We start from the raw sequence: 23622 nt of genomic DNA on the forward strand, positions 1-23622 counted from the left end.
AAACCTTCAAATTCGGGAGTCAGTGACTCGAAAATCAATTCTTTTCAAGTGCCCACAGGTCGCTTTCGATGCTCTCGAACCTCTCTTTGAGGTGCGTCTGCACATCGAAAATCGCGCGATTGTAGTAATGCGGCGCGATTTCGCGAGTGAACAGCTCAAGGATTTCAGCCGCTTCAAACGAACCCAGGTCCAGTTCGAAGCGGTCTTCCATAAAGCGTTTAATTTTGCTGGTGGCTTCGCTCTCTTGCTCTGGGGTGAGCGTGAGAATCGGCAGCTTCGGCTTGCGCGGCGCCATTACCAGCGGCCGTCCCAGGCGACGAAGTTTTCCAGCAACTGCAAGCCGTGGGTGTGGCTCTTCTCGGGGTGGAACTGCACCGCGAAACGCGAGCCTTCGGCCAGCGCAGCCGCGAAGTCGACGCCGTAATGCCCGCCACCGACCACCTGGCGAGGGTTGCCCGCCGAGATGTAGTAGCTGTGCACAAAGTATAAGCGCGCCAGGTCCGGGATGCTGTGCCACAGCGGGTGATCGACCTTCTGCTGCACTTCGTTCCAGCCCATGTGCGGCACCTTAAGATGCTCGCCCTCTTCATGCAGGTCTTTGCCGAAAAACTTCACCTGGCCCGGGAACAGGCCGATGCAGTCGACGCCGCCGTTCTCTTCGCTGCTGTCGAGCAGGGCTTGCATGCCCACGCAAATACCCAGAAAAGGACGGTCCTGGCTGACTTCACGCACCAGCGAGTCGAAACCCAAACGGCGGATTTCAGCCATGCAGTCGCGAATCGCGCCCACACCCGGAAACACCACGCGGTCGGCTTCGCGAATCACGTTGGCATCGCTGGTGATCAACACCCGACCGGCGCCCACGTGCTCCAGCGCCTTGGCCACCGAGTGCAAGTTGCCCATGCCGTAATCGATAACCGCCACTGTCTGCATCAGAGTACGCCCTTGGTCGATGGCATTTGCCCGGCCATACGCTCATCGAGCGTGATCGCCATGCGCAGTGCGCGGCCGAAAGCCTTGAACACGGTTTCGATCTGGTGGTGGGTGTTGGTGCCGCGCAGGTTGTCGATGTGCAGCGTCACGTTGGCGTGGTTCACAAAGCCCTGAAAGAACTCTTGAAACAGGTCAACGTCGAAACCGCCAACGGTGGCGCGGGTGTACGGAATATGCATTTGCAGGCCAGGACGGCCAGAAAAGTCGATGACCACGCGCGACAGCGCTTCATCCAGCGGGACATAAGCGTGACCGTAGCGGGTCATGCCTTTTTTGTCACCGACCGCTTGGTTGAAGGCTTTACCCAGGGTAATGCCAACGTCCTCGACGGTATGGTGATCGTCGATATGCAGGTCGCCTTTGCACTCGATGTCCAGGTCGATCAGCCCATGCCGGGCGATCTGGTCGAGCATGTGCTCAAGAAAAGGCACACCGATATCAAATCGGGCCTTACCGGTACCATCCAAGTTGATCGAGGCTTTGATCTGGGTTTCCAGAGTATCGCGCTCGACTGACGCCTTACGTTCGGCCATCACCAGCTCCGCAAAATCATTGGGCGAAAAAGGTGGCCATTATAGGCACGGGTCAGGCAAACAGAAACATGGAAGGGGATGAGCGTACGCAAAACACTGTAGGAGCGAGCTTGCCTCGCGATCTTTTGATCTTTAAAGATCGCGAGGCAAGCTCGCTCCTACAGATTAACCACGGGTATTAATGAAACAGCACCGCTGTTTTCTGCACCGTGACCCACACACCCCACAACAGCGGAATGCCCACCGCCAACCACGCGGCAATGGTCAAGGGACGGCTGCCCGGCGCGGCTTTCCATTCCAGCGAGGTCGTTACATCGGCGCCTTTGTCATGCCCCAGCGCTTGCTCAGCCGCCAGTTGCGCGTCGGTCATGAAGTACTTGTCAGCCACCGGGCGCACCAGCAGGTTGCAGATAAAGCCCAGCACCAGCAGGCCCGCAAGGATGTACAAGGTGATGTCATAGGCCGCCGCGCGTGGCACCCCGATGCTCAACTGGTACTCGCGCAGGTAGTTGACCAAGACCGGCCCCAGCACGCCCGCCGCTGCCCAAGCAGTCAGCAAGCGACCGTGAATGGCTCCGACCATTTGCGTGCCGAACAAGTCCGCCAAGTAAGCCGGCACCGTGGCAAAACCACCGCCGTACATCGACAAGATGATGCAAAACGCCGCCACAAACAGCGACACGTTGCCCAGATGCCCCAGGTTGGGAACCATCGCGTACAGCGCAAAGCCCAGCGCGAAGAACACAAAATAGGTGTTTTTACGCCCCAAGTAGTCCGAGAACGATGCCCAAAAGAATCGCCCGCCAATGTTGAACAAGCTCAACAAGCCGGTGAACCCGGCCGCGATGGCTGCGATCTGGCCCAGCTGCACAGCGTCCAGCTGGCTGAACGACAAGTCGTTGCCCAGCAACTTGCCGGCGAATACCTCCTGCAACAACGGCGAGGCCATACCCAAAATACCGATACCGGCCGACACGTTCAGGCACAACACCAGCCACACCAGCGCAAACTGCGGTGTTTTCCAGGCCACGCTCACGTGCACATGGCGCTTGGTGATCATCGAGTTGGCCACCTTGTTAGGCGAAGGCGTCCAGCCTGCGGGCTTCCAGCCGGTCGGCGGCACGCGGTACGACAAGGCGCCACCGATCATGAACACGAAGTAAATCGCCGCCATCGCCACAAAGCTCTGCCACACGCCCACGCCATCCGGCCCGGCAAAATACCCCATCAGCGCTGTCGCCAACGGCGCGCCCACCATGGCCCCACCGCCGAAGCCCATGATCGCCATGCCAGTGGCCATGCCGCGTTTGTCCGGGAACCACTTGATCAGCGTCGACACGGGCGAAATGTAACCCAGGCCCAGACCGATACCGCCGATTACCCCCGAACCCAGCCACATCAGCCAGATCTGGTGGGTATAAATGCCCAGCGCCGAAATCAGCAAGCCGCCGCACCAGCACAATGCCGAGACAACACCCGCCTTGCGTGGCCCGGCATGTTCCAGCCAACCGCCCCACACCGCTGCCGAGCAGCCCAGAAAGATGAAGAACAAAGTGTAGATCCAGCCGAGCATCGAGATCGGCCAGTCGCATTGCGATGAGAACACCTGCGCGATAAAACTCATGTCCGGCGCGCAAGCAACCGCTTGGGTGATGCCGACCGCTTTGGACAATGGCAGCCAAAACACGGAAAAACCGTAAGCCATGCCGATGCACAAGTGAATGGCCAACGCGGCGGGCGGTACCAGCCAGCGGTTGAAGCCGGGTTTTGCGATGATGCGTTCTTTGGACAAAAATGCAGGCTGCGAGGCAAGGCTGCCCGCGACAGTACTGGTTGTCATTGTTATCTCCCCCATGGATGGAATGTTCCCCAGGTACGCTCAACCCCCGACTTTGGCGCCTTATAGCGCACAGCCATTTTGTAGGATTCAGATCAAGGCAAGACACTACGCCCTGGAAGCCCTGGAAAACGGACGGAGATTACCATTTGAGCGTAGGCCAAAGCCTGCGCTGATGCGGTCTTTCATCGGCAAACTGTTCTGACACTATCCGCGCCCCAGTCCGTCATCGCGTGGCGCTATACTCAGCGGCTAAATTTGAAACTCACCTCCCAACAGACTTACAAGGACTCGCCCATGAAAGCGTTCGGCAAAATCCTGGGTCTGGTGCTTCTCGGGTTGTTGCTGATCATCGTGGCGCTGGGCTTTGCCCTCAGCCACCTGTTCGATCCCAACGATTACAAAGACGAGATCCGCCAGATAGCCCGTGACAAAGCCCACATTGAGCTGACCCTCAATGGCGACATCGGTTGGAGCCTCTTCCCGTGGCTTGGCCTGGAACTGCACGACGCCAGCGTGGCGACCCTGACAGCCCCCGACCAGCCTTTTGCCGACTTGCAAATGCTCGGCCTGTCAGTGCGGGTGCTGCCACTGCTGCGCAAAGAAGTGCAAATGAGCGACGTTCGGGTCGAAGGCCTGAACCTGCACCTGACCCGCGACAAAGACGGTCGCGGCAACTGGGAAGACATTGGCAAGCCTGCACCCGCTGCGCCCGGCACTGAAACAGCCGCCACCGACAGCACCAAGCCTGCTGCCGCAGACACCGCCAGCCAGCCGATCAAGCTCGACATCGACAGCCTGACCGTGAACAACGCCCGCGTTGAATACAGCGACGAGCTGACCGGCAAGCAGTTCAGCGCCGAGAGCATCCAGCTGAGCACCGGCCCGGTTCATGAGGCCACCAGCATCCCGGTCAAACTGACCGCCTTTTTGGGCACCAACCAGCCGGTGATGCGAGTCAAAACTGAACTCGACGGCAAGCTGCGCTTTGACCGCGTGCTCAAGCGTTATCAGCTCGAAGACATGAAGATCGTGGGCGAAGCCTCGGGCGAGCCGCTGCAAGGCAAAACCATGAACTTCTCGGCTTCAGGCCAGCTTTTGGTTGATATGGCAGCGAACGTCGCCGAATGGAGCAGCTTGAAGATTTCTGCCAACCAGTTGCGCGCCCTCGGTGAACTCAAGGCCAACAGCCTCGACAAAACCCCGCAAATCAGCGGCGGCCTGTCGATTGCCCGGCTCGACCTGGCCAAGTTCCTCGACAGCATCGGCCAGCCCCTGCCCACTATGGCGCCGGGCAGCCTGAGCAAGTTCGAACTGGTCACCCAGCTCTCCGCTACGCCGACTAGCGTGAGCTTTGATGACCTCAAGCTGAACCTCGATGACAGCACCTTCAATGGCCGCATTGCCGTCGAAGACTTCGCCAAGCAAGCCTTGCGTATTCAGCTCAAAGGCGACACGTTCGACGCTGATCGCTACCTGCCGCCTAAATCAGCCGAAGCCAATGGCGCCAAGGCTGCGCGTCAGGCCGAAGTGCAAGGCAGCGAAGCCAGCGCCCTGACCGCCTCGGGTGACAGCCCGCTGCCGGATGCACCGACCAAAAGCGGCTGGAGCACCACCAAGATCATCCCTGTTGAGCGCCTGAAAACCCTGGACCTGAACGCCGACATCAGCTTTGGCCAACTGACCCTGAGCAAATTGCCTATCCAGAATGCTGCGCTCAAAGCCAACAGCAAAGACGGCGTACTGACCCTCGAAAACCTCAGCGGCAGCCTCTACAAAGGCACGTTTGCCGCCAACGGCAGCCTGAATGTGCAGCCGGTGTTGCCGGTGGTCAAACTGCAAACCCGCATCACCAGTGTGCCGGTTGAGAAGATCCTCCAGAGCCAGGGGCAAACATCACCCGTCACCGGTTTGTTGACCCTCAACAGCAACGTGACCGGCAGTGGCAACAGCCAGAGCGCGCTGATCCAGAGCCTCAACGGCACCGCCAGCTTCGCCCTCAACAACGGCGTGCTGCTCAATGCCAACATTGAACAGCAACTGTGCAAAGCCATCTCCACGCTCAACCGCAAAACCCTGAGCGGCGCCCCGCTGGGCAAAGACACGCCCTTCAACGAACTCAAGGGCAGCCTGGTGTTCCGTAACGGCGTGGCCAGCAACCAGGACCTGGTGGTGCGCATCCCCGGCCTGAGCGTCAAAGGCGATGGCGACATCGACCTGCGCGTCCTGGGCATGGACTACCGCATTAGCATCACCATCGAAGGCGACACCCGTCCCATGCCCGACCCGGCGTGCCAGGTGGGCAAGAACTTCGTCGGTATCGAGCTGCCCTTGCGCTGCCGTGGACCGCTGGAACTGGGCGCCAAGGCCTGCCGCCTGGACAAAGAAGGTTTGGGCAAAGTCGCCGTTAAAGCCGCCGGCAACAAACTGAGCGAGAAACTTGAAGAAAAACTCGGTGACAAAGTCAGCCCCGAACTCAAAGACGCGCTCAAAGGGCTGTTCAAACGATGAGGGATGAGCAGTTCGCAAGTGCCGTGCTCGATTGGTATGACCGCCACGGCCGCCACGACTTGCCCTGGCAACAGGGCATCACCCCTTACCGGGTGTGGGTCTCGGAAATCATGTTGCAGCAGACTCAAGTCAGCACCGTGCTCAACTACTTCGACCGTTTCATGGCGTCATTGCCAACGGTCGAAGCCTTGGCCGCAGCCCCAGAAGACGAAGTGCTGCACCTGTGGACCGGCTTGGGCTACTACACCCGCGCACGTAATTTGCAAAAGACCGCGAAGATCGTCGTCGAGCAGTTCGGCGGCGAATTCCCGCGTGACGTTGAGAAACTGGTCGAACTGCCCGGCATTGGCCTGTCCACCGCCGGGGCGATTGCCAGCTTGAGCATGGGCCTGCGCGCGCCGATCCTCGACGGCAACGTCAAACGGGTGCTGGCCCGCTTTACCGCGCAAGAAGGCTACCCGGGCGAACCCAAGGTCGCCAAACAGCTGTGGGCCACCGCAGAACGCTTCACGCCCTATGACCGGGTCAACGCCTACACCCAGGCGATGATGGACATGGGCGCCACGCTCTGCACCCGCAGCAAGCCCAGTTGCCTGCTGTGCCCGCTGGAAACGCACTGCGAAGCGCACATGCTCGGCCTCGAAACGCGCTACCCAATCCCCAAGCCGCGCAAAACCATCCCGCAAAAGCGCACGCTGATGCCCATGCTAGCCAACGCCGACGGCGAAATCCTGCTTTACCGCCGCCCGTCGACTGGTTTGTGGGGCGGCCTGTGGAGCCTGCCCGAGCTGGACGACTTCAATGACATCGAGTCACTGGCCCAGCAACACGCGCTGGCCCTGGGCGAACACCACGAACTGCCCGGCCTGACCCACACCTTCAGTCACTTCCAACTGGCCATTGAGCCCTGGTTGATCCAGGTCCAGGAGGCAGGCCATCACGTGGCCGAGGCTGACTGGCTCTGGTATAACCTCGCCACCCCGCCGCGCCTGGGCCTTGCTGCCCCGGTGAAGAAGCTGCTCAAACGCGCAGCCGACCTAATCCACGCAGGAGAGACCTCATGACCCGCACCCTCATGTGCCGCAAATACAAAGAAGAACTGCCCGCCCTCGAGCGCGCCCCATTCCCGGGCGCCAAAGGTCAGGACATTTTCGACCACGTCTCGGCAAAAGCCTGGGCTGACTGGCAAAAACACCAAACCTTGCTGATCAACGAGAAGCGTTTGAACATGATGAACGCCGAAGATCGAAAATATTTGCAGGGCGAGATGGATAAGTTCTTCAGCGGCGAAGAATATGCCAAGGCAGAAGGCTACGTTCCGCCAAGCGAATAAACCCCGGTTTTAAAGGGTTTGGTCCGTAAGCGACGGTAATAATTAAAATTTTTTGAAAAAAGTGTTTGACGGACCCTCAGAAAAAGCTTCTAATGCGCCCCGTTGCCCAGATAGCTCAGTCGGTAGAGCAGGGGATTGAAAATCCCCGTGTCGGCGGTTCGATTCCGTCTCTGGGCACCACATTCAGCTTTGATGTGGTGTTCACGCCACGCCAAAGCAAACAAAAAACCCGCCTAGTGCGGGTTTTTTGTTGCGCGCGATTTTTATCCGTAAGCGCCACCTCTCTTGGCGATTGCAAAGAGATGAGGTTCAATCCTCTCTTCAGCCTGCAAGGACACACCCTTTTAATGTCATCGCCTAAAAAACAGCAAAAGAATGCGCAGCGGGCCAAATCCAAGGCCAAGCAGAACCGCATCGGCAAGCCGGCCAAAACGTCGGCCAGCAGCTTGATGGATCATCCGTTCGATGACGTCAAAATCGATCTGAGCACGTTTAACTTCCAGGACATCCTCGACAACGGTTTTGACCCGGCCGATTACGATGATCTGTTCCAGGTCATGAAGGCCGCCGAGGCCATTAACCTGCAAGCGTTGTGCACGGTGTTCCTGCAGTACCCGGTGCTGGAGCTGGTGATTTCCGAAGAGGAAGAAGAACCGGCCACGGACTTTTTGATGGGCTTGTTGATCGAGTACCGCATTGCCATTCACGGCGATGACGAAGACAGCGCCGTGGCCTGGATCGAAACACCGGCTTTCCAGAAAGCCTATGTCGAGGCCTCGCGCGTGCTGCAAGAGCGCAACACCCGGAGCGCGCACTGACCGCAGCGCTGACCCCACCTGTCAGCCGGGCGTTTACCGAGCCCGCCGCTGACGGTTATGTGCTGGGCGGTGTTGAGTGGCGCCATGGCGCTGGCGACCCGACGCGTGCAGTGGTGATCATCAACGCCGCGACGTCGGTGCGCTGCACGTATTACTCGCGCTTTGCTGAGTACCTGTTTAGCCACGGGCTGGACGTGATGCTGTTTGATTACCGGGGCATCGGGGTTTCTCGTGTCGGCTCGCTGCGCGGGTTTAAAGCGTCATGGTCGGATTGGGGCGCGCTCGACTTTGAAGCCCTGCTCCAGCGCGCACAGCGCGAATATCCCGGCCAACCGGTCGATGTGGTCGGTCATAGCTTTGGCGGCTGTGCAGCGGGCCTGGGGGCGTCCGGGGCGGTGATTCGCAATCTGGTGACGGTGGGCGCGCAGTTTGCCCACTGGCGCGACTATGCGGCGGATCAGCGCTGGCAGATGCTCGCCAAATGGCATGGGGTGATGCCGTTGCTGACGCGGGTGTGCGGCTACTTCCCGGGCAAACGCCTGGGCTGGCTCGAAGACACCCCGGCAGGTGTGGTCAGCGACTGGTGCGGCCTGGGCACGCGCTACGAGCAGCTGCCCAGCGCACGCAAGCGGACTGCCCTGCCCTTTTCATCGATCACGGCCAACACCCTCGCCATCAGCCTTAGCGACGATCCTTTTGGCACAGTGGCAGCCACTGAGCGCCTGCTGAGCCATTTCAGCGCCAGCCCGCGTACGCACTTGCGCATAGACCCACAAGAAATCGGCGAGGCGGCCATTGGGCATTTCGCGTTTTTTCATAGCCGTTTTCAAGGCAGCTTGTGGCCGATTGCATTGCAATGGTTGCGACAGGGGGAACTGGCGGCGGGGATGCCGGGGCGGGTGTGTTCCTTTAAAGCGCCCTCACCCTAGCCCTCTCCCGGAGGGAAAAGGAACTGATTGGGGGATGCTGAAGGCTGCACGCTGACGGTACTGCGCTGAATCTGAAAACAACTCGGTAAAGCTCCTTCTCCCTCCGGGAGAGGGTTGGGGTGAGGGGCTTTTGAGCCTATTGCCAATAGCGGGTGTGAACGTTAGAGTCCGCTGCGTCGCGGTCAATCCCGTGGCCGGGCTTGGAAACCCGAATCGTAAACGGTGCTACAGCGCCAAAGTCAGTATTTCAGGCGTTTTTTTATGCCTGCAATATCACTTTATGGCGGCTGTGCGCGGGAGGCTTCGTGCCTGCCGGGTTCCGTTTACCCCGGTTTTCCAACCTGCGTACAGCTGCCACCCATTCGCTTGGAAACGAACGTGGTAGCTCCAACCTGTAAACGGAGCTTCACTCATGACCCAATCCCACACCAACGCCCTCGCCTTCCATGAAACCGGTCGCAACCATTTGCTGTTCAACGTCAGGCCCGACATTCCCGCTGCCGATGCGTTGCATAGCGCCTCGGAACTGCTGTCTGCCGCCGCTCACTTACTGGACGCCGTAGCCACCGGTACCGCCCTGATCGACGCTCATCAAGCCTTCCTGCTGTGTCACGCCCTGCGCGCGGCCAAAGCGACGGTCGACTCGCTGATCCCTGACGCGTAAACACCCGCTTTACCTCTGCGAGCGAATCCCAAGATCAAAAGATCGCGAGACAAGCTCGCTCCTACACAGTGAATAGCCTTACTTAAACCTCACCTGGCAAAACACCCGTCGGGTTTGTACACCCGCGCTGTCGACGGCGGGTTGTTTGCGAGTTTGCTCGCGGGGCGGCGCGGGCGTGGCAACAGCTCGCCTTCACAGTTAGGGCAGATGCCGCCCAGTTTCTGTTCAACGCACGCCGCACAAAACGTGCATTCGAACGAGCAAATCCGTGCTTGAGCGGAGTCTGGCGGCAGGTCCAAATCACAACATTCGCAACTGGGGCGTAGTTCGAGCATGAGTACCTCTCTGTCGACAAAAAAAACGTTCCTGTGTGCAGTTAAGACGTTTCCTACAAAAAACCAACTGCTAACCTGCTAGCAAAATAATTGCACTTTTTTAACGCGCCGCATTCAGATAGTAATGAGCGCCTTTTCATTAGCGCACACAGAGAGCCCCGTAACACCGCATGCCACATGACACGCTTACCCCATCACTGCCTTCGGTTTTGGCCGAGTTACGTTCTGGCACTCACACCCTGCATGTCGCCCTGGAGAAGCGCTTGCCGTTTTTCTCGGACAGCCTTGATACGGGGCTCTATACACGTTTACTGGCAGCCTATTACGGGTTTTATCAGGCGATAGAAGACGCACTCACACACAGTGCATGGATCCCGCCGGGCTTTGATCTGCACGCCAGGCTCAAAACCCCCGCTCTGGAGCAAGACCTCCAGGCCTTGAACATCAACCCCGGCACCCTGGCACAGTGCCCTACCCTGCCGGCCATGAACAGCCAGGGCAGCGTACTCGGGGTGTTGTATGTGCTTGAAGGGGCAACCTTGGGCGGCAATGTGCTGCGTAAACGAATCGCTGAACACCTGGGCCTGGACGCCCACAACGGGTGCGCTTTTCTTTACGTGTATGGCGAAGCCACTGGCCGCCAGTGGAAGTCGTTTCTGGAATTTCTGAGCGACGTTCCGCTGGACGCCCAAGGATGCGATGAAGCCGTCAACGCTGCCTGTTCCACTTTTAGCTGTTTCGAGCGCTGGCTCGAGCGCCAGGAGGTGTTGTTATGACCCCATTAGATACGCAAACCTTTGAAACCCTGTTGGCCAATTGCGCCGACGAGCCGATTCGCTATCCGGGCGCTATTCAGCCCCACGGCCTGCTGCTGACCTTGTCCGAGCCGGACCTGCACATCCAGCAGATCAGCGCCAACGTCGAAAACCTGTTCGGCCTGGCACCGGCTGCGCTGTTGAATCAGCCGCTGGCGACCCTGACCGGCCCGCACGCGTCGACCATCGTCGAGCAAGCGGCGCAGTTCGCCGGGCAGGTTGATGTGCCGCCCCTGGAGCTGACCCTGCAAGGCATTGCCTACGAAGGCCTGCTGCACAGAGACAACGGCCTGCTGATTCTGGAGCTTGAGTTAAAGCCCGATCAGGCTGAGCTGGTGGGCACTATGGCCAAGATCCGCAACCTGAGCCGCGTGCTGCAAAGCCTGCAAGCGGCCAAGACGCTGCCTGCGCTGTACGACATTTGCGTCAAGGAGATCCAGGCGCTGACCGGGTATGACCGGGTGCTGATTTATCGCTTCCAGGAAGAGGGCCACGGCCAGGTGATCGCCGAGGCCTCGTCGCCGTCGATGGAGCTGTTCAAGGGCATGTTCTTTCCGGCCTCGGACATTCCGGAACAGGCGCGCGAGCTGTACCGCACGCACTGGTTGCGCATTATCCCGAATGCCGACTACACGCCGGTTGAGCTGGTGCCCCGGCTGCGCCCCGATACGCAGCAACCGCTGGACCTCAGCGGGGCGACGTTGCGCAGTGTGTCGCCGATTCACTGCCAGTACATGAAGAACATGGGCGTGTTGTCGTCGATGAGCATCTCACTCATGGATGGCGACCGCTTGTGGGGCCTGATCAGTTGCGGCCACCGCACGCCGCTGCACGTGCCGCACGAGCTGCGCATGGCCTGCCAGACCATCGGCCAGGTGCTGTCGCTGCAAATCAGCGCCTTGCAAACCCTGGAGATCAGCCGCCAGCGTGAAGCCAAAATGGACGCCTTGGTGCGTCTCAACAGCGCGATGGTGCAAGGCCCGGAAAACGTCTTCGACGGCCTGGCGCAAGAACACGCCTTGCTCATGGACCTGACCCAGGCCAGCGGCGTGGCCATTCTTGAAGACAACGTGCTGCACCGTTATGGCCAGTGCCCCAAGCCCGAGCAGATTCGTGAGCTGTACCAATGGTTCAAACAGAACGATGCGCCCGTGTTCTCCACCCATAACCTGTCCACGCTGTTCGCCCCGGCAGCAGACTACAAGGACATTACCAGCGGCCTGTTGGCCATGAGCCTGCCCAAGCCCGTGGACAATGGCGTGCTGTGGTTTCGCACCGAGGTCAAAGAGAGCATTCCCTGGAGCGGCGACCCGAGAAAGCCGCTCAACCTGGAGTCGAGCGAGACCGGTTTGCGCCTAAGCCCGCGGACTTCGTTCGAGCTGTGGAAAGTCGAAATGGACGGTATTTCGACCAAATGGAGCCATGGCGACCTGTTCGCCGCCAATGACCTGAGGCGCTCGGCGCTGGAAAACGACCTGGCCCGCCAGGTGCGTCGCGAGCAACAGGCGGTGCGGGCACGGGACGAGCTGGTGGCCGTGGTGTCCCACGACTTGCGCAACCCCATGACGATCATTTCGATGCTCTGCGGGATGATGCAAAAAACCTTCAGCAGCGACGGCTCGCACGCGTCCAGACGCATCACCACGGCCATCGACACCATGCAGCAGGCCAGTAGCCGCATGAACATCCTGCTGGAAGACTTGCTCGACACCTCCAAGATCGAAGCGGGCCGCTACACGATCTCGGCGCAGTCTCTGGACGTGACGCAGATATTTGAAGAGGCCCTGTCGCTGCTAATGCCGCTGGCGAGCGAGAAGCAGGTTGAGCTGACCTTTCACGCCGAGCCCGACCTGCAGATTCACGCCGACCCTGAGCGCTTGTTCCAGGTGCTGTCCAACCTGATCAGCAACGCGATCAAGTTCACCCCGGCCGACGGCAAAATCGTGGTGGCGGCCATGTCCAACGGCGATGACATCGTGTTCAGCGTGCGTGACTCCGGCAAAGGTATCCCCGCCGAACAACTGCCGCATATCTTCGACCGTTACTGGACGGCCAAAGAAGGCAACGCCACGGGCACAGGCCTTGGGCTGTACATCTCACAGGGCATCATCAAGGCCCACGGTGGCCAGTTGCTGGCCGAGAGTACGCCGGGCGAAGGCAGCGAGTTCCGCTTTACGGTGCCTAAAATCAGCTGATCGCCCACGGTTGTAACGCCCACAAAAAAGGCCGCCATCGCGAACGATGGCGGCCTTTTGCTGGACTCAACGTTGAGGGCCGTCCTGGCCTCAGTTAAGTACCGATGCCCCCGCTTTCTCTGCACTGCGACGACGTGTGACCAACAGGCCCGCCGCCACCACCAAAATGCTCAACAGGCCGGTGGCCATGATTTCAGCCTGATGCTCTGGCTGGAACAGCATGATGGTCAAAATAGCCACGATGAACACGATCACCGCCCAGGTCAGGCCCGGGAACAGCCACATTTTGAACTCGATTTTCTCGCCCTTCTCGGTGCGTTTTTTACGCATGCGCAGTTGCGACACCGCGATCACCAAGTACACCAGCAGCGCGATGGCGCCAGAGCTGGCGAGCAGGAATTCAAACACCGCAGCAGGCGCCACGTAGTTGGCAAACACGGCCACGAAGGCTGCGCCGGTGGAGATCATGACGGCCCAGTAAGGCGTGCCGCTGGCGTTGGTGCGCTTGGCCGCGGCCGGTGCGTCACCACGTTTGCTCAGGGAGAAGAGCATGCGCGAAGCGGTGTAAAGCGCCGAGTTCAGGCAACTGGTGACCGCAATCAGAACCACGATATCAACGATCAGCTTGGCATTCGGGATGCCCATGCTCACCAGTGCAGTCTGATAGGAGCCAACGCTGGCCAGGCTTGGGTCGTTCCATGGCACCAGGGCCACAACGATGAAGATCGACACCAGGTAGAACAAGCCAATCCGCCAGATCACCGAGTTGGTGGCCTTGGTGATTTGCTTGCTCGGGTCTTTGGATTCCGCCGCCGCGATAGTGACGATTTCGGTGCCCATAAACGAGAACATGGTGGTCAGCATGGCGGCCAGTACAGCGCCCATGCCGTTAGGCATAAAGCCGACGGTGTCGACCAGGTGCGACACACCGCTGACGCCACTGGTGGGCAGCAGGCCGAAGATGGCCGCAAGGCCCAAGCCAATGAAGCCCACGATCGCCAGCACTTTGACCAGCGCAAACCAGAACTCGAACTCGCCGTAGTTCTTGACGCTGAACAGGTTGGTGATGGTCAGCAACAAGGTGATGACCAGGGTAAACACCCAGATCTCCACGCCCGGGAACCAGGCATGCAGGATAGTGCCGGCCGCCACCGCTTCCAGCGGGATAACCAACACCCAGAACCACCAGTACAGCCAACCGATGGTGAAACCGGCCCAGTGCCCGATGGCACGGTCGGCGTAGGTGGAGAATGAACCGGTGTCCGGCGAGGCGACGGCCATTTCGGCCAGCATGCGCATCACCAACACCACTAACGTGCCTGCTGCGGCGTAGGCCAGCAGCACGGCAGGGCCTGCTTGGGCAATCGCGTGTCCGGAGCCGACGAACAAGCCGGCACCGATGACCCCCGCGATAGACAGCATGGTCACATGCCGCGGCTTGAGACCTTGCTCCAGGCCGTTAGAGGTTTGTGTATTGCTCATTGGGACTACCTTTGCAGTGAAAGCCATTCCGAGCGCCGCGCTTGATTACCTTCTCGTAAAAAGTAACCAACGGGGCGTTTAGAATTATTTACGCAATAAATGAGCCAAAATGTGACAGGTGCACGGTTTGCGCGGCCTGTAAGGCATTTGCGATGTGTTTGTAACCTGTTGAGCGTAATGGCTTTTTGCCTATTTGTTACCGTAACACTCAGTTACAGGGAACCTCGCGCACCAAAAAAAAGCAAATCTACCCATATAGCCCCAAACCGGGGCGCATCTTTGACCTTTAGTAGGTTCGTGCTTCCAACACAGGGCCAAAACTGGCACCATCGCGACCTTTTTTACGCGACACCTCTCTGGCCGAACGGCAAAATACGGGGCTTGGTTGTTGTCGGCGCGACAGTCTTCTATCGCGATGCGACAAACGACCACACTCGTGCCTTTTGGGCTGGTGGTGCGGCTGGTTGCCTTGGCGACCCTATGCTAGCTTGGCCCTCGCCAGGAAGGCCGCCCAATAGCAGGATCGCACCCGAACACAATGAGGACCGCACATGGCTTTGGCCACGCCCGCGCTTGAAATCCGCAATTTGCATAAACGCTACGGCGAGCTTGAGGTACTTAAAGGTATCTCGCTGACCGCACGCGACGGCGACGTGATCTCGATCCTGGGTTCTTCCGGTTCCGGCAAGTCCACTCTGCTGCGCTGTATCAACCTGTTGGAAAACCCGCACGAGGGCCAGATCCTCGTTGCCGGTGAAGAGCTCAAACTCAAAAAAGCCAAATCGGGCGAGCTGGTTGCCGCCGATGGCAAACAAATCAACCGCATGCGCAGCGAACTGGGTTTTGTGTTTCAAAACTTTAACCTGTGGCCGCACATGACCATCCTCGACAACATCATCGAGGCGCCGCGCCGCGTGCTGGGCCAGAGCAAGGCCGAGGCCATCGAAGTGGCCGAAGCGCTGCTGGCCAAGGTAGGCATCGCTGATAAACGCCATGCCTACCCGTCGGAACTGTCCGGTGGCCAGCAGCAACGTGCCGCTATCGCTCGCACGCTGGCCATGCAACCTAAAGTGATCCTGTTCGATGAGCCCACATCAGCACTTGACCCGGAAATGGTCCAGGAAGTACTTAGTGTGATCCGCGCGCTCGCCGAAGAAGGTCGCACTATGCTCATGGTCACCCACGAAATGGGCTTTGCCCGTCAGGTGTCCAGCGAAGTCGTGTTTTTGCACCAAGGCCTGATCGAAGAGCAAGGATCGCCTGACCAGGTATTTGATAACCCGGTCTCAGCGCGCTGCAAACAATTCATGTCCAGCAATCGCTAACGGAGCAATACGAATGCAGAACTATAAAAAACTTCTCCTGGCTGCTGCCGCCACCTTGGTGTTCAGTGCTAATGCCTTGGCTGTTGATAAGTACAAAGTCGGTATTGAGGGCGCTTACCCTCCGTTCAACAACAAGAACGCCAGTGGTGAGGTGGTCGGTTTCGACCCGGACATCGCCATGGCTCTGTGCGCAAAAATGAAAGCCGAGTGCGAGATCGTCACGTCCGATTGGGACGGCATCATCCCGGCGCTGAATGCCAAAAAGTACGATTTCATCGTGTCGTCACTGTCGATCACTGACGAGCGCAAGCAAGCGGTCGATTTCACCGACCCGTACTACTCCAACAAACAACAGTTCATTGCTCCAAAAAATGTCGACTTCAAAACCGACATCGCTTCACTCAAAACCAAAAAGCTCGGCACCCAACGCTCAACTCAAGCCGCCACCTGGCTTGAAGACAACGTGGGCGACGACATCTCGTTGTATGACACCCAGGAAAACGCCTACCTCGACCTGACCTCGGGCCGTGTCGATGCGTTGCTGGCAGACAAGTACGCCAACTACGACTGGCTCAAAAGCCCAGCTGGCCAGGCTTATGAGTTCAAGGGTGAACCGGTCAACGATGACGACAAGGTTGGCATTGCTCTGCGCAAAGGCGACAACGAACTGCGCGCCAAGCTGAACCTCGCCCTCAAGGAAATCGTTGAAGACGGTACCTACAAGAAGATCAACGACAAGTACTTCCCGTTCAGCATCTACTGACCTGCCTGACCGGTGCTGCCTTGTGCAGCGCCGGTCCCTAGCAAAGCCTGCCTAACCCATGACTATCGATTTATACGGATTCGGCCCGGCGCTTGCCGCTGGCGCACTGATGACCGTCAAACTGGCACTCACTGCGCTGTGTCTGGGCCTGGTGCTCGGCCTGCTCGGTGCATTGGCCAAAACTTCGCCGTACAAGCCGCTTAAATGGCTCGGCGGCACTTATTCAACGCTGGTTCGCGGCGTGCCGGAACTGCTCTGGGTGTTGCTGATTTACTTCGGCAGCGTGAACGCAGTGCGCGGCCTCGGCGAACTGATCGGCATGCCCGACCTCACCCTCAGCGCCTTTGCGGCCGGTGTTATCGCGCTGGGTCTGTGCTTTGGCGCGTATGCGACCGAAGTGTTTCGTGGCGCTATTCTGGCGATTCCTAAAGGCCATCGCGAAGCGGGCCTGGCTCTGGGCCTGAGCAAACCGCGCATTTTCACCAAGCTGGTGCTGCCACAAATGTGGCGTATCGCCCTGCCCGGTTTGGGCAACCTGTTCATGATCCTGATGAAAGACACCGCGCTGGTCTCGGTCATCGGGCTGGAAGAAATCATGCGTCAGGCGCAAAACGCCGTGACCTTCGCCAAACACCCCTTCACCTTCTACATGGTGGCTGCCGTGATGTACCTGGGCCTGACCATATTGGCCATGGGCACCATGCACGTGCTTGAGAAACGCGCCGCACGCGGCTTCGTGAGGAGAACGTAATGCTGGTGTGGGAACTCTTCATCAAGTGGCTGCCCAAGCTGATTCAGGGCGCGACCCTGACGCTGGAGCTGACGGCACTGTCGGTCATCGCCGGTTTGATCGTGGCCATTCCGCTGGGCATCGCTCGCTCCTCCAAGCTGTGGTACGTGCGCTCGCTGCCGTACGGCTACATCTTTTTCTTTCGCGGCACGCCGCTGCTGATCCAGCTGTTTTTGGTGTATTACGGGCTGGGGCAATTTGAGGTGGTGCGTGAAAGCGTGCTGTGGCCGTACCTGCGCGACCCGTTCTGGTGTGCGGTGCTGACCATGACCCTGCACACGGCCGCTTATATCGCAGAAATTTTGCGGGGCGCCATTCAGGCCATTCCGCCGGGTGAAATCGAAGCAGCCCGTGCCCTGGGCATGTCACGCGGCAAAACCCTGCTGCACATCGTGCTGCCGCGTGCTGCACGCATCGGCCTGCCGGCGTATAGCAACGAGGTGATCCTGATGCTCAAGGCCAGTTCGCTGGCGAGCACCGTGACCTTGCTGGAACTGACCGGCATGACCCGCACCATCATCGCCCGCAACTACCAGACGGTGGATATGTTCCTGATCGCCGGGGTGATCTACCTGGTCATGTCGTTTGTGCTGATCCAGGGGTTCAAACTGCTGGAGCGCTGGTTGCGCGTCGATGCCTGCCAAGGCCGTTAACCTTGAGGGCGAGCAACTGCTCGCCCGCTTTGAGGCACTGGACGCGTTTTTACGTGAGCACCAGTCGCTGTGGCGCCCACGGCCATTCACGCAGCTGAATATGCCGTGGGAAGCCCACCATCCTGAACTGTCCCAATGGTTGCGCCAGCGCTCGTTGCACGACGCTGAGGCCAGCCATAACCAGCCTCATCAGCTAGGCGCCCCCGCACCGTTTACGGCACTGGCAGCCACCGCCCTTGCACTAAGCCACCTTGAGCGTTTACCCGTTCAGGCCCTGGCGCCAGCCGCGCCGCGCTTGCAGGTGGATGTACCGGGGCGCAAATGGCAGCAAATCGAAGCCTTCGCACAAAGCCTGACCTTTAAGCAAAACCCCACGCATTGGCTCGACTGGTGCTCAGGCAAAGGCCATTTGGGCCGCCGCTTATTAAGCGCCGAACAGCAACTGACGTGCCTGGAATACGACCCGGCGCTGGTCGAGGCCGGGTTGGCGCTCAGCCAGCGGCATGGGCTCAATGCCCGGCATGTGCAACAGGACGTGATGGCGGCACTTGAACTACAACCCGGCATGACCCCCGTGGCCCTGCATGCCTGCGGCGATTTGCACGTGCGCCTGCTGCAACTGGCCAGCGCGGCGGGCTGTGCGCAACTTGCCCTTTCGCCGTGCTGCTACAACCGCATCAGCGCGCCGCACTACACGGCGCTATCCACAGCCGCCAAGGCCTCGGCTTTGCAGTTATCGCTGGAAGACCTGAGCTTGCCGATGAGCGAAACCGTGACCGCCGGCAGCCGCGTGCGGCGCCAGCGCGATGAGTCGATGGCACGGCGTTTGGGGTTTGATGGGCTGCAACGCCAATTGCGTCAGTGCGATGAATACTTATCCACACCCTCTCTGCCCAGCGCCTGGTTGAACAAGCCGTTTGCCCAGTACTGCGAAGATCTCGCAGCGTTGAAAAACTTATCCACAACCGGGACAGAAGACTGGGCTGCGCTTGAAGCGGCGGGCTGGGAGCGGTTGGCGCACGTGCGCAATCTGGAGCTGGTACGCGGCCTGTTCCGTCGCCCGCTGGAACTGTGGTTGGTGCTGGACCGCGCGCTGTACCTGCAAGAGCACGGCTATGACGTGCGCGTGGGCGAGTTTTGCGACAGCAGCCTGACGCCGCGCAATGTGATGGTGATTGCGCAGCGCTGTGAATAACTTGGGGTTATGCACATTTCTTGTGGGAGCGGGCTTGCTCGCGATGAAGGCAATGCGGTTTTTCAGATCAACCGCGGTGATGCCATCGCGAGCAAGCCCGCTCCCACACTAACTGCGTGTGGCCTACGACCCGCGATACGTCGAGAAGCCGTAAGGGCTGAGCAGCAGCGGGATGTGGTAATGCTGGTCGGCGTTTTTCACTTCGAAGATCACCGGGATCTCCGGGAAGAAGGTGTCACGCCCGGCCTTTTTGAAGTATTCGCCGGTTTTGAACACCACGCGGTATTCGCCCGCTTTAAGCGACTGCTGGGCCGGGAACAGTTCGCCAATACGCCCTTGTTCGTTGGTCACACCCTGGCTCAGCATCTGCCAGTTCTGGCCCACGTGCTGTTCGAGGGTGACGTTAACGCCCGGTGACGGTAAGCCGTTCTCCAAGTTCAGTACGTGCACGCTCAGCGGGTTACCCGCCGCCCATGCGACACTCGAAACAGCGCTCAGGCCCAAGGCCGCCAAGGTGATTTTCAACCGTTTCATGTGTGATCCTCCGGGTTAATTGCGTTGTGTGGTCAAGCCGATCTGTTGGGCAGCGCTCACCGCGCAGGCTTCGTCCTGCTCGGCGCCGCCCGCCCCGGCCACGCCCATGGCGCCGACCAGTTCAGTGCCGGCAAACAGCGGCACGCCACCGCCTAACAGCAGCAGTTCAGGGATGGAGTTGAGGTTGGCGGCTTCCGGGTTGTTGCGTGCACGTTCGGCAAACAGCCGGGTCGGCGTTTTGCTCGACAGCGCGGTGTAGGCTTTACGCTGGCTGGCCAGCAGGTTGTGCGGTCCGACGTTCTCGGGGCGCAGCGCCAGCAACACGTTGCCACCGCGGTCCAGCACGTTCAGCGCCCCGCTGCAGTGCTTGAGCGCAGCAGCGGCCAGTTGCTGGGCCGTGGCCAGATCGAGGTCGGCATGGCGCGGCAAATCCGGCGCAGCATGGGCGGCGCCAGCGGTGCCCAAGGCAGCCCACAACAGCACATTTTTCAGCTTCATCGACAAGCTCCTGTTCGAATGACGCCACCATAACCAGCGACCCCCGTCAGAACCCCGTCAGTTGGATTACAAGTTTGTAATAGGCAATACCGGCGAACACGCCTAGCCTGTTCAGACGATTGATCGAGGTGTGCGATGCGCTTGTTAGTGGTGGAAGACGAAGCCAAGACAGCTGAGTTCCTGGCCAAGGGCCTTAAGGAGTCAGGTTTTGTCGTGGATGTGGCCTTGAACGGGCTGGACGGGCGCTACCTGATTGAGCAGCAGGAATACGACCTGATCATTCTGGACGTGATGCTGCCGGGGCTTAATGGCTGGCAACTGCTGCAGTTGATTCGCCAGCGCGGCGCCACGCCGGTGCTGTTTTTAACCGCTAAAGACGCTATCGAAGACCGCGTGCGCGGCCTTGAACTGGGTGCGGACGACTACCTGCTCAAGCCATTTGCCTTTGCCGAACTGCTGGCCCGGGTGCGCACGCTGTTGCGTCGTGGCCCGATGCGTGAGGCAGAGTCGTACAGCATTGCCGACCTTGAGATCGACGTACTGCGCCGCCGCGTCAGCCGAGGCGGTCAGCGCATCAACCTGACCAACAAGGAGTTCGCGCTGTTGCAGTTGCTGGCCAGCCGTCAGGGCGAAGTGTTGTCGCGCACCTTGATTGCCTCGCAGGTGTGGAACCTGAATTTCGACAGCGACACCAACATGGTCGAGGTCGCCGTGCGCCGATTGCGCGCCAAGGTCGACGATCCGTACATGCCCAAACTTATCCACACCGTGCGCGGCGTCGGCTATCAGTTGGAAGCGCCCGATGAATAGGTCCATCGCCTGGCGGCTGGCCCTGGCTATTGCGCTGACGTGCGCGCTGGTGCTCAGCGTAATCGGTGTGTTCCTGTACCGCTCATTGGCCTCGGAACTGAGCTTTCGCGATGACATGGCGCTGCTCGGTCGCCTTGAGCGCATGCGCGCCCTGCTGCATGACAGCGACAGCCTCGAAGCCCTGCAAGAGCGCCCCCGGCTGTATCAAAACATGCTGGGCAACCGTGACAGCCTGTTGCTGGTGACCCACAGCGACGGCCGCCCGGTGATCACGATCAACCCGCACCAGCAAGCGCTGCCGCCTGTGCAGCCCCTCCCTCAGGAGCGCATGCCACAGCGCAGCGACATCCAGACGGTGGGCAACCTCGACTTGCTGAGCGGCGTGGCCGACGGCCCGGCGGACGAGCGCTTGAACGTGACTGTGGGCATGCATCTGCAAGAACGTGAGCAGATGCTCGCCAGTTACCGACTGCGCCTGTACATGGCGGTCGGGCTGGGCGCTCTGCTCGCGTTTGGCCTGGGTTTGCTGCTGTTGCGCCGTGGCCTGAAACCGTTGCGGGAACTGGCCCAAGCCATGCGCGGCATTAACCCGCGCAGCCTTGACCAACGCATGCCGGTCGACCACGTACCCACAGAATTGAAAGAACCGGTGCTGGCGCTCAACGCCATGCTCGCGCGCCTTGAGGACAACTTTGCGCGGCTGTCGCAGTTCTCGGCGGATCTGGCCCATGAAATCCGCACGCCGCTGCACAACCTGCTGGGCAGCAACAGCCTGGCCCTGAACCAGACGCGCAGCCCGGCGGAGTATCAGGACGTGCTGGCGTCCAACATTGAAGAGTACGAACGCCTGAACCGCATGGCCGAGAACCTGATGTTCCTGGCCCGCGCCGAGCACGGGCAACGGCCTGTGCACCTGCAAAACGTGGACCTGCGCGCGGTGGGCGACGAGCTGTGTGATTACTTTGACGCGCTGGCTGAAGACCGTGGCGTGCGCTTGGGCAATTCGCTCAGCGGCACGCTGACCGCAGACCTGCATCTGTTGCAGCGGGCCCTGAGCAACCTGCTGGCCAATGCCGTGCGGCATGCCGAACCCGATTCGGTGATCAGGTTGGTGCAGCGCGAAGACGCCGAGTATTGCTGGATCGGCGTGCACAACATCGGCCCCGCCATCGCGCCGCAACATGTGGGCAAAGTGTTCGATCGTTTTTACCGGGTCGACCCTTCGCGCTCGCAGCCTGGGGACTCAGGCGGGCTGGGCTTGGCGATTGTGGGGTCGATCATGCAACTGCATGGCGGCGAAGTGCGGGTGCAAAGCGACGACAGCGGGACGCTGTTTGAGCTGGGGTTTGCTCGGCACATGACCAAAACCACACCTTGTGGGAGCGGGCTTGCTCGCGATGCCGGCGACTCGGTCTATCAGTAAAACCTTGTCGGTCCAATCGCGAGCAAGCCCGCTCCCACGGGTTATGTATTGTTTTCAAGCTCAGCAATCCGGTCCAGCAGCGCTTGGCGTTCGGCGCGTTCCTGGGTGATGTCGTCGATCACGCTGATCAAGTGCTCGGGGCTGTCGTCCTGGGAGTTGCGCTGCAATGAGGTGCGCACGTGGGCCCAGATGTAATGGCCGTCTTTGCACAACAGGCGTTTTTCCAGGTCGTAGTTGCTGATTTCGCCATCCAGCAGGCGCTGCAACTGCTCAAGGTTGATTTGCAGGTCATCGGGGTGGGTGATGGCCTGAAAGGTCAGCGCCCGCAGCTCTTGTTCGCTGTAACCCAACAGCTGGCACAAGCTGTCGTTAACCCGCCGCCAGCGGCCATCGAGGTCGACATAAGCCATGGCCCCGCACGCCAGTTCAAACAAGGCCCGAAAGGCTTCTTCGCTTTTGCGCAGCGATTGCTCGGCGGTTTTGCGGGCGGTGTTGTCCATGCTGATGCCGATCATTTTTACCGGGCGCCCGGCACTGTCGTTCAGCGGCATTGCCCGCGATGAGATCCAGCGCATCTCGCCATCCGGGCGGAAAATGCGGAAGTCGTATTCGTACGGGGTGTTGTTGGCGAAGCATTCACGGTACAGCTCGTTCATCACCACTTCGTCTTCGGGCAGTACGTGCGGCCAGAAGTCTTCGTTGCGGTTGACCTGCCAGCCATAGACCCGCTCGACGTTGGCCGAATAGAACACCTCGTCGGTGATGAGGTTCCATTCCCAGGTCACGATCCCGGCGTTTTCCTGGGCCAGGGTCATGCGCGCTTCGCTTTCCATGATGTCGGCGATGTACTTGCGCCGCACATCGGTCATCGGCAGCTCGACCGACGTGGTGCCCTGAAGGTCTTGCACCGCCTGTTCGCCATAGCGCAGCCACACCCAGTTGACCTTGAGCAGGTCCGCCAGTTTGCGCAAATTGCTGTAGTCGATTTCGCCACCACGGGTCCACTTGTGCACCGCCGTGCGGGAAATGCCCAAGGCCGTACCGACCGCTTGCAGGGTCATTTTGTGGTGTTCGAGCAGCTCCTTCAGACGAAAGGCAAAGCTATCTTCGGTCATGACATATCCGTGATCACGTGAGGCGCAGGGCGCTGCGATTATACACACACGCCTGCGGCCCTCGACCCGAT

Annotated in this window: 24 protein-coding genes and 1 tRNA gene; 16 read left to right on the forward strand and 9 right to left on the reverse strand. The window is 59.7% G+C overall.

The window, feature by feature from the left end:
• Window positions 1-34 precede the first annotated feature (34 nt).
• The 4 genes from AAEZ03_RS06675 to AAEZ03_RS06690 form a co-directional block, all read right to left on the reverse strand.
• Window positions 35-295 carry a DUF2164 domain-containing protein gene (locus tag AAEZ03_RS06675; RefSeq protein WP_048366793.1) on the reverse strand — a complete coding sequence of 87 codons (261 nt, stop codon included), beginning with the start codon at window positions 293-295 and terminating at the stop codon, window positions 35-37.
• Window positions 295-933: an imidazole glycerol phosphate synthase subunit HisH gene (hisH, locus tag AAEZ03_RS06680; RefSeq protein ID WP_350577109.1), complete on the reverse strand. Its 639-nt coding sequence runs from the start codon at window positions 931-933 to the stop codon at window positions 295-297. The genes AAEZ03_RS06675 and hisH overlap by 1 nt, the downstream gene beginning before the upstream one ends.
• Complete coding sequence (gene hisB / locus AAEZ03_RS06685) at window positions 933-1526, reverse strand: imidazoleglycerol-phosphate dehydratase HisB (protein ID WP_019411757.1); 594 nt, start codon at window positions 1524-1526, stop codon at window positions 933-935. Before hisB ends, hisH begins: the two co-directional genes overlap by 1 nt.
• Before the next feature lie 178 nt (window positions 1527-1704).
• Window positions 1705-3366, reverse strand: a complete 1662-nt coding sequence (locus AAEZ03_RS06690; RefSeq protein WP_350577113.1) for an OFA family MFS transporter — start codon at window positions 3364-3366, stop codon at window positions 1705-1707.
• A gap of 294 nt (window positions 3367-3660) precedes the next feature.
• Here AAEZ03_RS06690 and AAEZ03_RS06695 point away from each other — a divergent pair, with 294 nt between their 5' ends.
• The 7 genes from AAEZ03_RS06695 (at window position 3661) to AAEZ03_RS06725 (ending at window position 9618) form a co-directional block, all read left to right on the forward strand.
• Entirely contained in the window at window positions 3661-5874 is a 2214-nt protein-coding gene (locus AAEZ03_RS06695; RefSeq protein ID WP_350577116.1) for an AsmA family protein, read from the forward strand.
• Window positions 5871-6938: an A/G-specific adenine glycosylase gene (mutY, locus tag AAEZ03_RS06700; protein WP_123751023.1), complete on the forward strand. Its 1068-nt coding sequence runs from the start codon at window positions 5871-5873 to the stop codon at window positions 6936-6938. The genes AAEZ03_RS06695 and mutY overlap by 4 nt, the downstream gene beginning before the upstream one ends.
• On the forward strand, window positions 6935-7207 hold the full coding sequence (locus AAEZ03_RS06705; protein ID WP_048366799.1) for an oxidative damage protection protein: 273 nt from the start codon (window positions 6935-6937) through the stop codon (window positions 7205-7207). Before mutY ends, AAEZ03_RS06705 begins: the two co-directional genes overlap by 4 nt.
• 104 nt (window positions 7208-7311) lie before the next feature.
• Window positions 7312-7387: transfer RNA gene (locus AAEZ03_RS06710), tRNA-Phe, on the forward strand.
• Between the two features lie 167 nt (window positions 7388-7554).
• Entirely contained in the window at window positions 7555-8025 is a 471-nt protein-coding gene (locus AAEZ03_RS06715) for a hypothetical protein (protein ID WP_350577119.1), read from the forward strand.
• A 59-nt stretch (window positions 8026-8084) separates the two neighbouring features.
• On the forward strand, window positions 8085-8954 hold the full coding sequence (locus AAEZ03_RS06720) for an alpha/beta hydrolase family protein (protein ID WP_502947901.1): 870 nt from the start codon (window positions 8085-8087) through the stop codon (window positions 8952-8954).
• Between the two features lie 412 nt (window positions 8955-9366).
• Window positions 9367-9618, forward strand: coding sequence for a DUF3077 domain-containing protein (locus AAEZ03_RS06725; protein ID WP_350577121.1), 252 nt, complete (start codon window positions 9367-9369; stop codon window positions 9616-9618).
• A gap of 89 nt (window positions 9619-9707) precedes the next feature.
• Here the strand turns inward: AAEZ03_RS06725 and AAEZ03_RS06730 are convergent, their stop codons facing one another.
• The gene (locus tag AAEZ03_RS06730) at window positions 9708-9953 is read right to left on the reverse strand and encodes a DUF1272 domain-containing protein (protein WP_082148605.1); all 246 of its coding nucleotides are present in this window, start codon (window positions 9951-9953) and stop codon (window positions 9708-9710) included.
• Window positions 9954-10123: 170 nt separating this feature from the next.
• On the opposite strand from AAEZ03_RS06730, the gene AAEZ03_RS06735 reads away from it, so the two are divergent.
• Both AAEZ03_RS06735 and AAEZ03_RS06740 read left to right on the forward strand, forming a co-directional pair.
• Window positions 10124-10729, forward strand: coding sequence for a biliverdin-producing heme oxygenase (locus AAEZ03_RS06735; protein WP_123751019.1), 606 nt, complete (start codon window positions 10124-10126; stop codon window positions 10727-10729).
• The gene (locus AAEZ03_RS06740; protein ID WP_350577124.1) at window positions 10726-12963 is read left to right on the forward strand and encodes an ATP-binding protein; all 2238 of its coding nucleotides are present in this window, start codon (window positions 10726-10728) and stop codon (window positions 12961-12963) included. The genes AAEZ03_RS06735 and AAEZ03_RS06740 overlap by 4 nt, the downstream gene beginning before the upstream one ends.
• A gap of 90 nt (window positions 12964-13053) precedes the next feature.
• Here AAEZ03_RS06740 and gabP read toward each other — a convergent pair whose 3' ends face one another.
• On the reverse strand, window positions 13054-14445 hold the full coding sequence (gene gabP / locus AAEZ03_RS06745) for a GABA permease (RefSeq protein ID WP_350577127.1): 1392 nt from the start codon (window positions 14443-14445) through the stop codon (window positions 13054-13056).
• A 551-nt stretch (window positions 14446-14996) separates the two neighbouring features.
• Here gabP and AAEZ03_RS06750 point away from each other — a divergent pair.
• Genes AAEZ03_RS06750 through AAEZ03_RS06770 form a run of 5 tightly spaced genes read left to right on the forward strand, consistent with a single transcriptional unit; the run spans window position 14997 to window position 19171 of the window.
• Window positions 14997-15770, forward strand: a complete 774-nt coding sequence (locus tag AAEZ03_RS06750; protein ID WP_048366815.1) for an ABC transporter ATP-binding protein — start codon at window positions 14997-14999, stop codon at window positions 15768-15770.
• Window positions 15771-15783: 13 nt separating this feature from the next.
• Window positions 15784-16533: an ABC transporter substrate-binding protein gene (locus AAEZ03_RS06755; RefSeq protein WP_048388912.1), complete on the forward strand. Its 750-nt coding sequence runs from the start codon at window positions 15784-15786 to the stop codon at window positions 16531-16533.
• A gap of 58 nt (window positions 16534-16591) precedes the next feature.
• Window positions 16592-17284, forward strand: coding sequence for an ABC transporter permease (locus tag AAEZ03_RS06760; RefSeq protein ID WP_278939292.1), 693 nt, complete (start codon window positions 16592-16594; stop codon window positions 17282-17284).
• The gene (locus AAEZ03_RS06765; protein ID WP_371924568.1) at window positions 17284-17976 is read left to right on the forward strand and encodes an ABC transporter permease; all 693 of its coding nucleotides are present in this window, start codon (window positions 17284-17286) and stop codon (window positions 17974-17976) included. Before AAEZ03_RS06760 ends, AAEZ03_RS06765 begins: the two co-directional genes overlap by 1 nt.
• Window positions 17957-19171 carry a methyltransferase gene (locus AAEZ03_RS06770; RefSeq protein WP_350577131.1) on the forward strand — a complete coding sequence of 405 codons (1215 nt, stop codon included), beginning with the start codon at window positions 17957-17959 and terminating at the stop codon, window positions 19169-19171. Before AAEZ03_RS06765 ends, AAEZ03_RS06770 begins: the two co-directional genes overlap by 20 nt.
• Before the next feature lie 123 nt (window positions 19172-19294).
• Here AAEZ03_RS06770 and uraH read toward each other — a convergent pair whose 3' ends face one another.
• Both uraH and AAEZ03_RS06780 read right to left on the reverse strand, forming a co-directional pair.
• On the reverse strand, window positions 19295-19705 hold the full coding sequence (gene uraH, locus AAEZ03_RS06775) for a hydroxyisourate hydrolase (protein WP_153390724.1): 411 nt from the start codon (window positions 19703-19705) through the stop codon (window positions 19295-19297).
• A gap of 15 nt (window positions 19706-19720) precedes the next feature.
• Window positions 19721-20203, reverse strand: coding sequence for a GlcG/HbpS family heme-binding protein (locus AAEZ03_RS06780; protein WP_350577135.1), 483 nt, complete (start codon window positions 20201-20203; stop codon window positions 19721-19723).
• A gap of 135 nt (window positions 20204-20338) precedes the next feature.
• On the opposite strand from AAEZ03_RS06780, the gene AAEZ03_RS06785 reads away from it, so the two are divergent.
• Both AAEZ03_RS06785 and AAEZ03_RS06790 read left to right on the forward strand, forming a co-directional pair.
• Window positions 20339-21013, forward strand: coding sequence for a heavy metal response regulator transcription factor (locus AAEZ03_RS06785; protein WP_123751012.1), 675 nt, complete (start codon window positions 20339-20341; stop codon window positions 21011-21013).
• A complete protein-coding gene (locus AAEZ03_RS06790; protein ID WP_350577138.1) occupies window positions 21006-22436 on the forward strand; it encodes a heavy metal sensor histidine kinase in 1431 nt (476 codons plus the stop codon). Before AAEZ03_RS06785 ends, AAEZ03_RS06790 begins: the two co-directional genes overlap by 8 nt.
• Before the next feature lie 41 nt (window positions 22437-22477).
• Here the strand turns inward: AAEZ03_RS06790 and AAEZ03_RS06795 are convergent, their stop codons facing one another.
• Complete coding sequence (locus tag AAEZ03_RS06795; RefSeq protein WP_123751010.1) at window positions 22478-23551, reverse strand: PAS domain S-box protein; 1074 nt, start codon at window positions 23549-23551, stop codon at window positions 22478-22480.
• Window positions 23552-23622 lie beyond the last annotated feature (71 nt).

The sequence above is a fragment of the Pseudomonas sp. HY2-MNA-CIBAN-0224 genome (assembly GCF_040310285.1).
GTDB classification, from domain to species: Bacteria; Pseudomonadota; Gammaproteobacteria; order Pseudomonadales; family Pseudomonadaceae; genus Aquipseudomonas; species Aquipseudomonas helleri.